The organism is Ensifer oleiphilus, from assembly GCF_013371465.1.
In the GTDB taxonomy this organism is placed as follows: Bacteria; Pseudomonadota; Alphaproteobacteria; order Rhizobiales; family Rhizobiaceae; genus Ensifer; species Ensifer oleiphilus.
On sequence record NZ_JABWDU010000001.1, the window covers coordinates 474,945 to 488,718 of the forward strand.

14 protein-coding genes are annotated in these 13,774 nt (G+C 62.7%); 4 read left to right on the forward strand and 10 right to left on the reverse strand.

From position 1 onward, the window contains the following. Positions 1-77 precede the first annotated feature (77 nt). Genes HT585_RS02320 through HT585_RS02330 form a run of 3 tightly spaced genes read right to left on the reverse strand, consistent with a single transcriptional unit; the run spans position 78 to position 2,031 of the window. Positions 78-515, reverse strand: a complete 438-nt coding sequence (locus HT585_RS02320) for a tellurite resistance TerB family protein (protein ID WP_281410659.1) — start codon at positions 513-515, stop codon at positions 78-80. 24 nt (positions 516-539) lie between these two features. Then, a complete protein-coding gene (locus tag HT585_RS02325) occupies positions 540-1,373 on the reverse strand; it encodes a thermonuclease family protein (protein ID WP_176351443.1) in 834 nt (277 codons plus the stop codon). A 13-nt stretch (positions 1,374-1,386) separates the two neighbouring features. Then, positions 1,387-2,031, reverse strand: a complete 645-nt coding sequence (locus HT585_RS02330) for a S24 family peptidase (RefSeq protein WP_176351444.1) — start codon at positions 2,029-2,031, stop codon at positions 1,387-1,389. A 229-nt stretch (positions 2,032-2,260) separates the two neighbouring features. On the opposite strand from HT585_RS02330, the gene HT585_RS02335 reads away from it, so the two are divergent. Next, positions 2,261-3,349: a calcium:cation antiporter gene (locus tag HT585_RS02335; RefSeq protein ID WP_176351445.1), complete on the forward strand. Its 1,089-nt coding sequence runs from the start codon at positions 2,261-2,263 to the stop codon at positions 3,347-3,349. A gap of 3 nt (positions 3,350-3,352) precedes the next feature. On the opposite strand, the gene HT585_RS02340 is transcribed toward HT585_RS02335, so the two are convergent. Next, complete coding sequence (locus HT585_RS02340; RefSeq protein WP_176351446.1) at positions 3,353-3,862, reverse strand: winged helix-turn-helix transcriptional regulator; 510 nt, start codon at positions 3,860-3,862, stop codon at positions 3,353-3,355. A 143-nt stretch (positions 3,863-4,005) separates the two neighbouring features. Between HT585_RS02340 and HT585_RS02345 the strand changes: the two genes are divergently transcribed. Beyond that, complete coding sequence (locus tag HT585_RS02345) at positions 4,006-4,479, forward strand: SRPBCC family protein (RefSeq protein ID WP_176351447.1); 474 nt, start codon at positions 4,006-4,008, stop codon at positions 4,477-4,479. Between the two features lie 19 nt (positions 4,480-4,498). On the opposite strand, the gene HT585_RS02350 is transcribed toward HT585_RS02345, so the two are convergent. After that, positions 4,499-5,083 carry a LysE family translocator gene (locus HT585_RS02350; RefSeq protein ID WP_246707554.1) on the reverse strand — a complete coding sequence of 195 codons (585 nt, stop codon included), beginning with the start codon at positions 5,081-5,083 and terminating at the stop codon, positions 4,499-4,501. 299 nt (positions 5,084-5,382) lie between these two features. Here HT585_RS02350 and HT585_RS02355 point away from each other — a divergent pair, with 299 nt between their 5' ends. Next, positions 5,383-6,267: a DMT family transporter gene (locus HT585_RS02355; RefSeq protein ID WP_176351448.1), complete on the forward strand. Its 885-nt coding sequence runs from the start codon at positions 5,383-5,385 to the stop codon at positions 6,265-6,267. A gap of 39 nt (positions 6,268-6,306) precedes the next feature. Here the strand turns inward: HT585_RS02355 and HT585_RS02360 are convergent, their stop codons facing one another. Continuing rightward, entirely contained in the window at positions 6,307-6,939 is a 633-nt protein-coding gene (locus HT585_RS02360) for a TetR/AcrR family transcriptional regulator (protein WP_210270300.1), read from the reverse strand. 101 nt (positions 6,940-7,040) lie between these two features. Between HT585_RS02360 and HT585_RS02365 the strand changes: the two genes are divergently transcribed. Continuing rightward, the gene (locus tag HT585_RS02365) at positions 7,041-7,739 is read left to right on the forward strand and encodes a DAPG hydrolase family protein (RefSeq protein WP_176351449.1); all 699 of its coding nucleotides are present in this window, start codon (positions 7,041-7,043) and stop codon (positions 7,737-7,739) included. A 214-nt stretch (positions 7,740-7,953) separates the two neighbouring features. On the opposite strand, the gene HT585_RS02370 is transcribed toward HT585_RS02365, so the two are convergent. From HT585_RS02370 to HT585_RS02385, 4 genes are read right to left on the reverse strand one after another with little or no spacing between them, the layout of a single operon-like run. Then, complete coding sequence (locus HT585_RS02370) at positions 7,954-10,170, reverse strand: FAD-dependent oxidoreductase (protein WP_176351450.1); 2,217 nt, start codon at positions 10,168-10,170, stop codon at positions 7,954-7,956. 11 nt (positions 10,171-10,181) lie between these two features. Continuing rightward, positions 10,182-10,592, reverse strand: coding sequence for a YbaY family lipoprotein (locus HT585_RS02375; RefSeq protein WP_176351451.1), 411 nt, complete (start codon positions 10,590-10,592; stop codon positions 10,182-10,184). A gap of 2 nt (positions 10,593-10,594) precedes the next feature. Beyond that, positions 10,595-11,803, reverse strand: a complete 1,209-nt coding sequence (locus HT585_RS02380) for an acetyl-CoA C-acetyltransferase (RefSeq protein ID WP_077502872.1) — start codon at positions 11,801-11,803, stop codon at positions 10,595-10,597. Positions 11,804-11,858: 55 nt separating this feature from the next. Then, positions 11,859-13,655 (reverse strand): acyl-CoA dehydrogenase C-terminal domain-containing protein, encoded by a 1,797-nt coding sequence (locus HT585_RS02385; RefSeq protein WP_176351452.1) that lies wholly within the window; start codon positions 13,653-13,655, stop codon positions 11,859-11,861. Positions 13,656-13,774: the final 119 nt, after the last annotated feature.

Here is a 13,774-nt window from a genome sequence, read left to right on the forward strand (position 1 = left end):
TTCCGGCCAAGCGATAGCACGGGTCGCCAGCGTGGCGCCAAGACACGTTGACGTGAACCGTCGGTCTCGGCTTGCCGCTACTTGCGAAAGCGGGCGAGCGCACCGCGCTCGATGGCGGCACAGGTGAGCTTGTCGAGGCCCAAGCGATCGCGCAGCAGCTGCAGCAAGCGGATTTCCTCGTTGCGGATGCGCTGGTCTGCGGCGGCAATCTCTACGGCAAGTGCATAGGCTGTCTCGTGAAGCCGCTCGGGCAGCGCCTCGCGGACAATCTCGAGCACGATGTCGAGACCCTCGGGCGCGGCCAGCTGGGCCGCGCATTCATGGCCGACCAGCACGAGATGGTCCTCGTCGAAGCCTTCGAAGGCGGGAAGAAACTGCACAAGCCTGCCGATGCGCGTGAATTCGTCGTCGCTCATCTCCCGGTCGACCGCCGACATCATCACCATGACATAGACAAGGGCTTCGTGCTGGCTGAGGCTGGGGGGGCATGACGGCTTTCCGGCAGATGTTTGCAAAGAACTGGTGTGCTCCGCGGTTCCTTACAAGTCCGGTGCCGGTTCGTCCATCGTCGCAGCCGCGCTCGGGTCGTCGAACGGCATTGGCGTCTGGCGAAAATCGCGCGGGTCATCTCCGTAGAAGCCAAGCTTTGCCTTGCGCGCCGCTTCGGCTTGCTCTTCGAGCGCCGAGCCTGATAACGGCGTCGCCCAGCCGTTGGCGACGAGCCAGGCTGCCGGGTCCTGGCCGCCGACTGTGCAGTGCGCGGTGACGGTGTCACCGGTTCCATCGTCGGGAATGTCGCAGCTGACGGCGCGAGCGCGCAGGAAATTGCGAAACGCCGTTCGGGCAACCATGCCACAGGGCCAGGTCTTGCCGCCGCTTTCGCAGGTCCGCTCCGCCGCTTCCGCCTCTATGCCGTCGAGCTGGAGCGTCAGCTTGTCGAAGCGGATAAGACCGGCGGCGAGCGCTACAGGTTGCTGCAGGATGGTCGGTGCCTTCGGCTTGTCCTTGCTCGTGTTCGACAGCGGCTGTCGCGGCTCGATGCGTTCGAGCGGCTTGGTCGTGACTTTGTCGGGCAACCCGAATTGCTGCGGTTCAATGGCGCGGGCTGCGGTCTCGGCAGAGCGGGAGCCGCTTTCGCCTTGGCCGCCTGCATCGGGCGTCGTGTCGCTTGCCTGAGGGTCGGTCATATCGAACGGCACGTCTTCGGCTTCCGCCGTCGGCTCCGCCTCACCCATCTCGGGCGTTTCCAGCACGAAGTCGGGCGTCGCAGAACTTTCCCGGTCGCGAATGGTCGCGGCACCCGCATAGAGGATGCCGGTATAGAGCGCCAGGGCGGCAATCCCGCCCGCAAGACTGACCAGTTGTTGCCGCATCAGGAAAGATGTCCTATTGGCTGGCCCAGATGATCCGGGCGATCCATTCGATTTCACTGATCTCGAAACTCCGGTTGGGATGTTCCGGGTTGAGCGATAGCAGTTCGATGTTGCGCGGAGTATGCCGGATGAGGATTTTCGCCATGACCTCGCCTTCGCGGGTCTTGACCACGACGCGGTCGCCGCGCCGAACCTGTGCACCCGGATCGACGATCAGGACGTCACCATCGCGGTAGAGCGGCAGCATACTGTCGCCCTGGATCTCCAGCGCATAGATGCCGGCGCGCCGTTCGGCTCCCGCCGGGAAATCGACGACGTCCCAGCCCTGGCCGGCCGGAAAGCCACCATCGTCGAAGAAGCCGCCGGCGCCGGCCTGGGCAAAGCCGATCAGCGGAATGGCACCTTTGTAAGGCTCGCTGCGGGTTGTTTCGGGCCGCATCAGCGCCATGAACTGGTCGATGGTGGCGCCGGTGGCATCCAGCACCTTGGCGATCGATTCCGTCGACGGCCAGCGCTCGCGACCATCGGCCGACTGGCGCTTGGATTTGTTGAAGGATGTCGGGTCGAGCCCGGCACGGCGCGCAAGCCCTGATGGCGAGAGCTGATGGCACTCGGCCAACGCGTCGATGGCGTGCCAGATAGTGTTGTGCGACAGCATGAAGGTCTGGTCCGGGCAGGTGAGCCGTTATGCCTCTGTTCGCGAGTAGATTAACCAAGCGCAGGAGGATGGTAAAGAACAGGGAGGAAAATAATCCTTGTCCACTCCGATTGAAATAGAATTTCCTGCTTCTATAGTCCTTACATCAAGCCTCGATGATAGAAATCCGTAGGCCCTGCCGTCGAGGCTTGATTTAGGGTTGCTTGAGTTAAGCCGGTGAGGGGCGCATTTGTTGGCGGTGCTGAAATCCGAACATCTGCTGCTCGCCGCTTTCCTCGCCGCGGTCGCCGGTTTTGTGCTGGAACACCGCGTGCTGGAGATGGGGCAGGCCGCTTCCCTTGTCGGGGCGGCAGCTCTGGTGGCCGCAATCGTGCTGGCGTCGATGCGGGTTGCGCACCATGCCGAAGTTCTGGCGGCAAAGGTCGGCGATCCCTATGGCACGATGATCCTGACGCTTTCCGCCGTGCTGGTGGAAGTGATCATCCTGGCGATCATGATGACCGGCGAGAGTTCGCCGACGCTGGTGCGCGATACGATCTATTCCGCCGTGATGCTCGATATCAACGGCATCCTCGGTCTTGCAGCACTGCTTGGCGGGCTGAAACATGGCGAACAGCCCTACAACGACAATTCCGCGCGCACCTATAGCGTCATGATCCTGACGGCGATGGGGATTTCGATGGTCGTGCCCGAATTCGTTCCGGCCTCGAAATGGCATTTCTATTCCGCCTTCACCATCGGCGCGATGATCATGCTCTACACTCTGTTCCTGCGCATGCAGGTGGGGGTGCACAGCTACTTCTTCAGCTACAGTTATCCCCGGGTGAAGAGCGATGGTGTCGACACAGCAGAAGAACCCGGTGAACCTGTGCTGCCGTCGATCGTGATCCTGCTCGCCGGCGTGGTGGTGATTGGCGCGCTCGCCGAAATCATGTCGGGGCTGTTGGCATCTGGTCTCAAGGGGAGCGGCGCGCCACCGGCGGTCGCCGCCATCGTCGTTGCGGCGATCTCGGCCTCGCCCGAGATCATGACGGCGATGCGCGCGGCACTCGCCAATCGCATGCAGGCGGTCGTCAATATCGCGCTGGGCGCCTCGCTTTCCACCGTGATCCTAACCGTACCGGTCATGGAGGCGATCGCGCTTTACACCGGCCAGCCGTTCATCATGGCGATGTCGCCGGTGCAGACGGTGATGGTGGCGATCACGCTGATCGTTGCGGCGATCAACCTCAATGACGGCCAGACCAATGCCATCGAGGGCATGACGCATTTCGTGCTGTTTGCCACGTTCGTCATGCTCTCCGTCATCGGTTTGTAGCCGTCAGGCGACAACGCTTTCCCGGGCCTTCCTTGCAACGACATCCTCATAGGCTGCCTGCAGGGTGGCGCGCACACGCGGCGGGCCGTCGAGCGTCAGGCCGAGATGCTCGTGACGAAGTTCGTCCATGAAGCGGCTCCAGAGATCAGGACCTCCGGTTTCCATCAGTTCCGCCCGGATGCTCAGCTCTTCGCTGACAGGCAGGTAGAGCCGTCCCCAGGCGCCCAGATGCGCCATGATCGGCACCAGCGCGATGGTCATTTCTGTGAGGCTGTAGATCGCCTTCTGCTTGTGCGTCGGGTCATCCGTCTTGGTCAGCATGCCCTCATCGACCAGCATCTTCAGCCGATCCGCGAGAATGTTCGAGGAGATGCCTTCCTGCGATCGCAGCAGTTCGCGAAAATGTCTCTTACCGCCGAAGATCATGTCGCGGATGATCAGCAGGCTCCATTTGTCGCCGAAAACCTCGAGCGAGAGATTGATCGGGCAGCCGGAGCGATGATCGTCTTTCATGGGGACCTCTTCGAAACTGCTTGCATTATTGCAGCAGTGGAATTATCTTGCAACTGCTTTTGAAATGAAAGCAGTTTTCGATGGGCGGATTCGGGCGACGGAACGCGTGCGCCGCCCCTTCAGGACGGAGCGAGGAGAAGATCATGAGCACCAATTCCGTAGAACATGCGAGCTTCACCATCGAGCGGGTTTTCAAGGCGACGCCCGAACAGGTCTTTCGCGCGTTTGCCGATCCGGCAGCGCACGACCGCTGGTTCGTCAAGGCCGACGGCTGGCCGGTCACGGAGTACAGCCACGACTTCCGCGTCGGCGGGCGCGAGAGCGGCCGCTTCAGCAAGGACGGGAAGACCTTCTACACCAACGACACGATCTATCTCGACATCGTCGAGAACCGGCGCATCGTCTCCGCCTATACCATGGCTGAGAACGAGCGGCGGATCTCCGCTTCGGTGGCAACGGTCGATATTCAGCCGCACGGCGCCGGCGCGCGCATCATCTACACCGAGCAGGCCGCCTTTCTCGACGGGCTCGACAAGGTGGAATACCGCCGGCAAGGTTGGGACGAGCTGATCGCGGCGCTTTGCATCGAACTGGGCGAGGCTGCGGTTGCCGCCTGACCTCGATCGGCGACCGGTGTCAGGCGAGCGAGGCCAGTGCGCTGCCGGCAATGCCGAAGGAAAACACGGCCAAGCAGACGGCGGCAATGCGGCGCGGCAGACGCGAGGTCCGCGCGCCACGCGAGAATTGCACGAGCATGGCTCCGGCGCCGATCCAGAGTGAACCGCCCACAACGACGAGCAGCGAAAATCCGGCGATCCACGGCAGCGTTGCCGCAAGTCCTGTCTGCGGCAGAAGCACCAGTGCCACGATCAGAGCCTTGGGATTGAGCAGCGTCGTCACGAACACATGTCGGATGGTGATGTCGCTCGACGCCCGGCTGTCATCGCCGGCGGTCCAGAGTGCGTAGGCAAGGAAGAGCACCCAGCAGGCCGCAATGATCCTGAGCGACAACCCGATCTGCGGATGCGCCGCCAGAAACGGCGCCAGCAGCGCCACGGCAGGGATGATCACCGAGAGATAGCCGCCGAGCTCGCCCAGAAGCAGCGGCGTTGAGCGCTTGAAACCGGCGGATGCGCCTGAAAGCCACAGCAACGTGTTGGTCGGGCCGGGTGTGGCCAACAGCACGAGGGCAGCAAGGGTGAAGGCGAGCGGCTGCATCATCAAAGATCCGGTTTCGCGGCAATAGAGCCGTCATCTACACCATTGCGCATCAATCTGCCTATCGTCCCGTGGCTGCGGGACTGAGACAATATGCGTAACGTCAGGGGCCGATCCGACCCCGTTGACGCTTCTCTAGCGCGCAGGACGATGCCAGGTCTTGATCTCCATCAAGCCTTGGTCGTGGTGCCACACAAGATTTCGCCACAAGCCGACCCGTCGGCACCTCTTCCACGCACAACGGCGGCACGTTATCAGACGGGCGCTGCCGCCTTCTCTCCCGGCTGCCTTCGGGGCTTTCCATGAACAAGACAGTGCTTTCCGGCATCGTGATGACGACTTTCTCTTATTTCCTGTTCTCGCTGCAGGATGCGTCGGTCAAATGGCTGGTGGTCGGCTACTCCGTCTGGCAGATCCTGTTCACCCGCAGCATCACCATTCTCCTGCTTTGCCTGGTGATCGGCCGGGGCAAGCTGGTGCGCCGTGCGATCTCGTCGCCCGTGATCAAGCCGCTGTTCATGCGCAACCTGTTGCTGCTCGCCGCCTGGCTTTCCTATTTCAATGCCGCGCGCGACCTCGGCCTCGCCGAAATGACGACTCTCTATTACGCCGCGCCGATCGTGGTGACGCTCTTGGCTGTCCCGATCCTGAAGGAAGACGTGCCGCCGATCCGCTGGTTCGCTGTGCTGCTCGGGTTCGTCGGCGTGCTCATCGCCTGCGACCCGCTCGGAACCGGCATGAAGCTGTCGCTGCCGGTCTTCCTGGCACTGATGGCCGCCGTCTTCTGGGCGATCGGCACGGTGATGCTGCGCAAGACAGCCCTGCAGGAAACGACGCTGACGCAGATGACGATCTCTAACGTCTTCTTCATAGCGATGACCGGTCTTGCCGTCGGCTTCTACTGGACGCCGCCGGCGCTGTTCGACCTTGCCCTGATGGCCGGCACCGGCGTCATTGCCGGTATCGGGCAATATGCGATGTTCGAGGGCATGCGCCGGGCGCCGATCTCGGTGATCGCACCGTTCGAATACACGTCGCTCGTCTGGGCCTTCGGCCTCGGCTTCCTGATCTGGGGCGATATTCCAGCCCCCAACGTCTTTGCCGGCGCCGGCCTGATCTTTGTCGCAGGCGTGACGATCATCGTCGGCGAGCGTCTTGCGCATCGGCGGACGAACGTCGCCGCATAGGCTGCATGGAGCAGCCTTTTACGGAATGGCGCCCAAGCGCTAGAGGCGCAAAAGCGCCAGTGCCGCCTTGATCCGCGGCCGAATATCCGTCGCCGGCAGCGGTTCGACAAGGCCGAGTGCGATGCGCCGCAACGGTTCGGCGATCACCATCGACAGGATCAGGTCGCTTGCCATCGTGGGATCGGCAACGTCGATGAGACCGCGGACCTTGTGGCGGGCGAGCCAGTCGGCGAGCAGGGCGCGGGAGCGCTCGACCCCATTGCGGTCATAGATCGAAAGAATGTCCTCTCGCGCCGGGATGTCATCAACGAGCAGCCGGAACAGGCCGATCGCATCCTCGCAAAGCACCCGTTCCGCAATGGTCGACAGGATCGCCTCCAGGATCGCCGGCACCTCCTCGGCACTTGCCGCCTCGGTGGTGAAGGCGGGCAGGAACGTATCCGTCCAGTTCTTCACGATCAGGCCGAACAGCGCCTCCCGGTCCGGCGCGAAGCGATAGACCGTCTTCTTGGCGACGCCGGCCTGCCTTGCGACTGCCTCCATGGTCATCGCGGCATAGCCGCGCTGGAGCATCAGTTGCGTTGCGGCAGCAATCACGGTCGCGGCGAGCGCCTCTTCCGGCTTCGCCGGCCGGCCCCGTTGTTTTTGCGTCTCCGGCTCTGATGTCCGCAAGGCATGTCTCCGTTTGACAGATCTCGCCGACAGGCATAGTGGATATTTAGGAAACGTTCAACGTTTCCTAAATATGATTTTCTCACCAAAGAGGATGAAGCATGTCTGTCAGCACCGATCATGCCCGCGCCGGTATCGGCTTTATCACTGACCTTCTGGATCCTGCGCCGATGCGGCTTGAAACCGGCGTCAGCCGGCTCGATACGGGCGCCCTGGTGGTTGCCGTCAGGACCGAGCTTCCCGGCTGCAAGGGACGAATGCTTGATTGGTGGTTCAAGCATTTCGACACCACGGAACACCTGTCCTGGTGGCACCCGCTCGATCACGTCGCTCACAATGGCTGGGACGCCCATCGCATCAGGGGCGAGCGCTATGTCGGTGCGACCATTCGTGCGGTCGAAAGTCTCGGCGACATCCCGCCGGTGCCGGCCGTCATCAAGTTTCACGAGCCTGGCGAGGTCTTTGGACAAGTGGCGTTCGAGCAGGCATTAGCTGCCGGCCGCGCGTCCGCCGCCGTCTACGCACGCATCGGCTTCGGCGAGACGGCGCGGATCGATGAGAACGGCGATCCGCTCGACGGCCAAATGGTTCATGTCGTGCGCGATACCGATCAGGGCGCGGTGCTGCGCAGCCGCTTCATCCTCGGCCTCGATACCGGCGCCAGCCATCTGGTGCCTGATGCCATAGGCCTTGGTCTCCTGCAGCATTGCTACACCGAGTTCGGCTATCTCGCCAAAGTCCTGCCGTCGCTCTATTGGGCCGACCCGGCCAATCGCGCTGACGTGCCGGTCTTGTGGTAGCGAAGGGTAAGCTGGGCGCACCCCTCAGTCGTCCCCGGGGCTTGAACTGAGGACCCATCCGTCAGCGTCTGAGAGTGGTCTGGACCCTCGGGGTCAAGCCCGAGGATGACGGGTGGCGGGCGATGCATGGGGCCATGCATCTTGGCGCATGGGATACCGCGAAACGAAAACAGGCTCCGCGAGGAGCCTGTCTGTCTGTCCGGTCGGAGGCTGTTTAAGCCGCCTGCTTCTTCTCGCCATAGGGGTCGAAGCGGCCGTAGAAGGTCTCGCCGCGATCGGCCATTTCCTTCAAGAGCGCCGTCGGCTTGAAGTGGTCGCCGTAGTCCTTGGCAAGCTTCTCGCACATCTTGACGAAGGCCTTTACGCCCATGCCGTCGATGTAGGAGAGCGTACCGCCGGTGTAGGGCGCAAAGCCGAAACCGAGGATCGAACCGACGTCGGCTTCGCGCGGGTCGGTGACGATGCCTTCTTCCATGGTGCGGGCCGCTTCGAGCGCGATCGTTGCGAGCAACCGCTGCTTCAGCACCTCGACGTCGATCTTGTCGGCGCTCTTCTGCGGATAGAGCGTCTTCAGCTCCGGCCACAGATACTTCTTCGCCGGCTTGGCCGGATACTCGTAGAAGCCCTTGCCGTTCTTTCGGCCGCGACGGTCGAGGTCGTCGACCATCTTGTTGATCAGCGCCATGTGCTTGGGTTCGACGGCCTTTTCGCCGAGATCGGCGATGGTGGCCTTCAGGATCTTCTGGCTGAGGTCGATCGCCACTTCGTCGTTGAGCGACAGCGGCCCGACCGGCATGCCGGCCATCTTGGCGGCATTCTCGATCATCGCCGGCGGCACGCCTTCGATCAGCATGTCATAGGCTTCGTGGATGTAGCGGAAGACGCAGCGGTTGACGTAGAAGCCGCGCGTGTCGTTGACGACGATCGGCGTCTTCTTGATCGCGGCGACATAATCGAGTGCGACGGCAAGCGCCTTGTCGCCCGTTTCCTTGCCGAGGATCACTTCCGTCAGCATCATCTTTTCGACCGGCGAGAAGAAGTGGATGCCGATGAACTGGCCCGGGCGCTTGGAGTTCTTGGCAAGGCCGGTGATCGGCAGCGTCGAGGTGTTGGAGGCAAAGATCGTGCCTTCGCCGATCACGGCCTCGACCTTCTCGATCACGTCCTTCTTGACCTGACGGTCTTCGAACACGGCTTCGACGACGAGGTCGACAGTCTTCAGGTCGTTGTAATCGGCCGAAGGCGTGATGCGGGAAAGCAGCGCTTCGCCTTCTTCCTTGGTCAGGCGGCCCTTGCCGACGGAATCCTTGACCAGGCCTTCCGAATGGGCCTTGCCCTTGGTCGCCGCTTCCATGTCACGGTCGATCAGTGTCACGGCGATACCGGCAGCGGCCGTCACATAGGCGATCGACGCGCCCATGAAGCCGGCGCCGACGACGCCCACATGCTTGAACTCGGACTTCGGCACGCCGGCAGGCCGACGGGCGCCCTTGCCGAGCTCCTGCATCGAGACGAACAGCGAGCGGATCATCGAGAAGGCTTCAGTCGTCTGCAGAATCTCGGTGAAATAGCGCTGTTCGATCTTCAAGGCCGTGTCGAACGGGACCTGCAGGCCTTCGTAGACGCATTTCAGGATCGCGATGGCGCCGGGATAGTTGCCGTAGGTCTCGCGGCGCAGGATGCCGGAGGCAGCCGGCCAGAGCTGTGCCGAAGCCGGGGTCCAGATGCCGCCGCCTGGAACCTTGTAGCCCTTTTCGTCCCAGGGTTGGACCGGCTTCAGGCCGTTCTTGATCATCGCCTTGGCGGCATCGACCAACTTGTCGGCGTCGACGACTTCATGCACCAGACCCATCGCCTTGGCGCGGGCTGCCGTCAGCGACGAGCCTGTCGTCATCATCTGCAGCGCGTCTTGCGCATTGGTCAGGCGCGGCACGCGCTGGGTGCCACCGGCGCCCGGGAAAATGCCGACCTTGACTTCCGGCAGCGCGATCTTGACCGACTTGGAATTCGACGCGACACGGCCGTGGCAGGCGAGCGAAAGCTCGAACGCGCCGCCCATGCAGGTGCCGTTGATCGCCGATACCCACGGCTTGCCGCAGGTTTCGAGCTTGCGGAAGAGGCCGGTCATCCGGCCGACGAGGTCGAAAAGCTTCTGGGCGGCATTGGCCGGGTCCTTCTTCTTTTCCTCCTGTTGGAAGGTGAACATCGACTTGATCATCGACAGGTCGGCGCCGCCGGAGAAGGAAGACTTGCCCGACGTAAACACGACGCCCTTGACGGTGGCATCGGCGGTGGTCTCGTCGACGATGGCGTTCAGCTCTTCCATCACCTCCTGGGTGAAGACGTTCATCGACTTCTCGGGCATGTCCCAGGTGACAAGGGCTATGCCGTCGGCATCGGTCTCGATCTTGAAGTTGGTATATTTCGTCATGGTTCTCCCCCTCAGTAGAGAATGGGTTCGATACGCAGCGCGATATTCGATCCGCCGCTGTAACGTTGTTTGGTGGTGTTGGTGGCGATCAGCCTGCCGTCGCGCTCGACGCGGATGGTGAAGCCCGCATCGACGGCCTTGTCGAATTCGGGTTTCGGCAGCTGCAGCACGAAGGGCACGCGGTTGGCCTTGCCGTCGCTCGAAACGGACGTTTCGGCGATCAGCTTGGCGGCCACATCCATCACGCCCTGCTCCTCGAGCCGGATGGTGACGGTGCCGGCCGGAACCGGGCCATTGGCAACATTGGTGATCGCACCGGTCAGCGTGAAGCTGTCGCCGCCTTCCTCATCGGAGACGCAAGCCGAGACTGCAAGCAGCCCCAGTCCCATCAGTCCGAGAAGGGTGCGGCGGGTCGCTGTCATCGTCAGACCCTTTCGATGATCGTGGCGGTGCCCATGCCGGCGCCGATGCACAGCGTCACCAGCGCAGTGTTGAGATCGCGCCGCTCCAACTCGTCGAGCACCGTGCCGAGGATCATCGCGCCGGTCGCGCCGAGCGGATGGCCCATGGCGATCGCGCCGCCGTTGACGTTGATCTTATCGTGCGGAATGTCGAAGGCCTGCATGTAGCGCAGCACGACCGCGGCAAAGGCTTCGTTGAGCTCGAAGAGATCGATGTCCGACAGCTTCATGTCTGCGCGCTTCAAGAGCTTCTCGGTGACGTCGACCGGGCCGGTCAGCATCAGCGCCGGGTCGGAGCCGATGTTGGCAAACGCGCGGATGCGGGCGCGGGGCTTCAGCCCCATGCTTTCGCCGCCGGCCTTGGAGCCGAGCAGCACGGCTGCCGCACCATCGACGATGCCCGAGGAATTGCCGGCATGGTGCACGTAGTTGATCTTCTCGATCTCCGGATGCGCCTGGATGCCGACGGCTTCGAAGCCGCCCATTTCGCCCGGCATCTGGAACGACGGGTTGAGCGAGGCAAGCGCCTGCATGTCGGTGCCGGGACGCATGTGCTCGTCGCGATCGAGGATGGTCAGGCCATTCTGGTCCTTGAAGGGCACGACCGACTTCTTGAAGTAGCCCTTTTCCCAGGAATGGGCGGCGCGCTTCTGGCTTTCGACAGCATAGGCGTCGACGTCGTCACGGCTGAAACCGTATTTGGTGGCGATCAGATCGGCCGATACACCCTGCGGCATGAAATAGCCCGGCAGGTTGACGGACGGGTCCATGAACCAGGCGCCGCCGGACATGCCGAGGCCGACGCGCGACATCGATTCGACGCCGCCGGCAATGACGATGTCGTCCGCTCCTTGAGCGATCTTCGCTGCGCCGAAGTTGACGGCATCGAGACCCGATGCGCAGAAGCGCGAGATCTGCATGCCGGGTGCCCGGGTGGAATAGCCTGCTTCGAAGGCAGCCGCCTTCGGGATCACAGCGCCTGCATCCATGACCGGATCGACGCAACCCATGATGATGTCGTCGACGGTCGCCGTATCGAGCCCGTTGCGGTCGCGCACGGCCTCCAGCATCTTGGCTGCAAGGCGAACGGACGGCACTTCGTGCAGCGATCCGTCTTTCTTGCCACGGCCGCGCGGCGTGCGCACGTGGTCGTAAACGAAGACTTTCGTCATGTCTCATCTCCCTTTCGGCAGCACCATCCCGTGCTGCCCGTCAAACAGTTTGAAATCAGAACGCGGCCGCGTCGAGTGCCATCACCGTATCGGCGCCGGTCTCGATGCGGGCCTTGCGCAGCGCCGTTTCCGGCAGGATCCTTTCCATGAAGAAGGTCGCGGTGATCAGCTTGTTCTTCAGATAGTCTGCGCGTGCCGCTTCGCCAGAGGCCAGTTTTTCCTCGGCCGTCTTTGCGATCTTCGCCCACATGTAGCCGAGCACGACGAGACCGAAGAGGTGCATGTAGTCGGTGGACCCCGCACCGGCATTGTCCGGCTTGGCCATGGCGTTCTGCATGAACCACATGGTGGAGGCCTGCAGGTCGTTGAGGCCCTTCTTCAGCGCCTTGGTATAGGTGGCGAGCTTCTCGTTGCCGCGGTTCTCCTCGCAGAAATCTCCGATTTCCTTGAACAGCGCCATGACGGCACGGCCGCCGTTCAAGCCCAGCTTGCGGCCGACGAGATCGAGCGCCTGGATGCCGTTGGCACCCTCGTAGATCATCGCGATGCGGGCATCGCGGACATACTGGCTCATGCCGTGCTCTTCGATATAGCCGTGGCCGCCGAACATCTGCTGCGCCATCACCGCGTGGTCGAAGCCCTTGTCGGTGAGAACGCCCTTGAGGATCGGCGTCATCAGGCCGAGGACGTCGTCGGCCGTCTGGCGGTCCGCCTCATTGTCGGAGCGGTGGGCGATATCGGACTTGAGCGCGGTCCAGAGCGTAAACGCGCGGCCGGCCTCGTTGAAAGCGCGGATCGTCATCAGCGTGCGGCGCACGTCGGGATGGACGATGATCGGATCGGCCTTCTTGTCCGGAGCCTTCGGGCCGGAAAGCGAGCGGCCCTGGATGCGGTCGCGGGCATAGTTGGCGGCGTTCTGGTAGGCGATTTCGGCAATCGACAGGCCCTGAAGACCGACGCCGAGGCGGGCTTCGTTCATCATCACGAACATGGCATTGAGGCCCTTGTTCTCCGTGCCGATGAGATAGCCTTCTGCCTCGTCATAGTTCATGACGCAGGTCGAGTTGCCGTGGATGCCCATCTTGTGCTCGATGGCGCCGCAGGAAACGCCATTGCGCTCGCCGGGTTCGCCGGCGCCATTCAGCTTGAACTTCGGCACGATGAACAGCGAGATGCCCTTCACGCCCTCAGGCGCGCCCTCGATGCGGGCGAGCACCAGATGGATGATGTTCTCCGACATGTCGTGTTCGCCGGCCGAGATGAAGATCTTCTGGCCGGAAATCTTGTAGGCGCCGTTGCCATCAGGCACGGCCTTGCTGCGCAGGAGCCCGAGGTCGGTGCCGCAATGCGGCTCCGTCAGGTTCATCGTGCCGGTCCAGGTGCCGTCCACCATCTTCGGCAGATAGGCCTGCTTCTGCTCGTCCGAACCGTGCACCAGGATCGCGGCGATCGCGCCCTGGGTGAGGCCGGGATACATGGTCAGCGCCATGTTGGCCGAAGACATATATTCGCCGACGGCGGTATGCAGCGTGTAGGGCAGGCCCTGGCCGCCGAATTCCTCCGGCACCGAAAGCCCGAGCCAGCCGCCTTCGCGGTAGAGATCGAAAGCTTGCTTGAAGCCTTTGGGCACGCCGACCGAGCCGTCGTCGCGGCGCTTGCAGCCTTCCTGGTCGCCGGAAAGGTTGACCGGGAACAGCACTTCTTCCGCAAGCTTGGCGGCTTCGCCGACGATCGCCTCGATCATGTCGGGTGTCGCATCGGCAAAGCCGGGCAGGTTGTTGTATCGCTCGATGCCGAGCACGTCGTTCAGAATGAAGAGGGTATCGTCGACCGGTGCCTTATAGGTGGGCATTCTTTCCTCGCCTTTTTCGCTTTCGGATCGCCGCCTCCACGTGGCCGACGTCCGGTTGCAACATGCCGGATGCAGCGCCATCGAAGGGCGGCCTCGCATCGTTGACAGGATGCTACAAA

What these genes read in the sequence shown, in the direction of transcription:
- HT585_RS02340 (WP_176351446.1), bottom strand. Translation starts at nt 3,862, where the DNA reads ATGAAAGACGATCATCGCTCCGGCTGCCCGATCAATCTCTCGCTCGAG.
- HT585_RS02385 (WP_176351452.1), bottom strand. Translation starts at nt 13,655, where the DNA reads ATGCCCACCTATAAGGCACCGGTCGACGATACCCTCTTCATTCTGAAC.
- HT585_RS02370 (WP_176351450.1), bottom strand. Translation starts at nt 10,170, where the DNA reads ATGACGAAATATACCAACTTCAAGATCGAGACCGATGCCGACGGCATA.
- HT585_RS02325 (WP_176351443.1), bottom strand. Translation starts at nt 1,373, where the DNA reads ATGCGGCAACAACTGGTCAGTCTTGCGGGCGGGATTGCCGCCCTGGCG.
- HT585_RS02350 (WP_246707554.1), bottom strand. Translation starts at nt 5,083, where the DNA reads ATGATGCAGCCGCTCGCCTTCACCCTTGCTGCCCTCGTGCTGTTGGCC.
- HT585_RS02345 (WP_176351447.1), top strand. Translation starts at nt 4,006, where the DNA reads ATGAGCACCAATTCCGTAGAACATGCGAGCTTCACCATCGAGCGGGTT.
- HT585_RS02330 (WP_176351444.1), bottom strand. Translation starts at nt 2,031, where the DNA reads ATGCTGTCGCACAACACTATCTGGCACGCCATCGACGCGTTGGCCGAG.
- HT585_RS02365 (WP_176351449.1), top strand. Translation starts at nt 7,041, where the DNA reads ATGTCTGTCAGCACCGATCATGCCCGCGCCGGTATCGGCTTTATCACT.
- HT585_RS02380 (WP_077502872.1), bottom strand. Translation starts at nt 11,803, where the DNA reads ATGACGAAAGTCTTCGTTTACGACCACGTGCGCACGCCGCGCGGCCGT.
- HT585_RS02375 (WP_176351451.1), bottom strand. Translation starts at nt 10,592, where the DNA reads ATGACAGCGACCCGCCGCACCCTTCTCGGACTGATGGGACTGGGGCTG.
- HT585_RS02355 (WP_176351448.1), top strand. Translation starts at nt 5,383, where the DNA reads ATGAACAAGACAGTGCTTTCCGGCATCGTGATGACGACTTTCTCTTAT.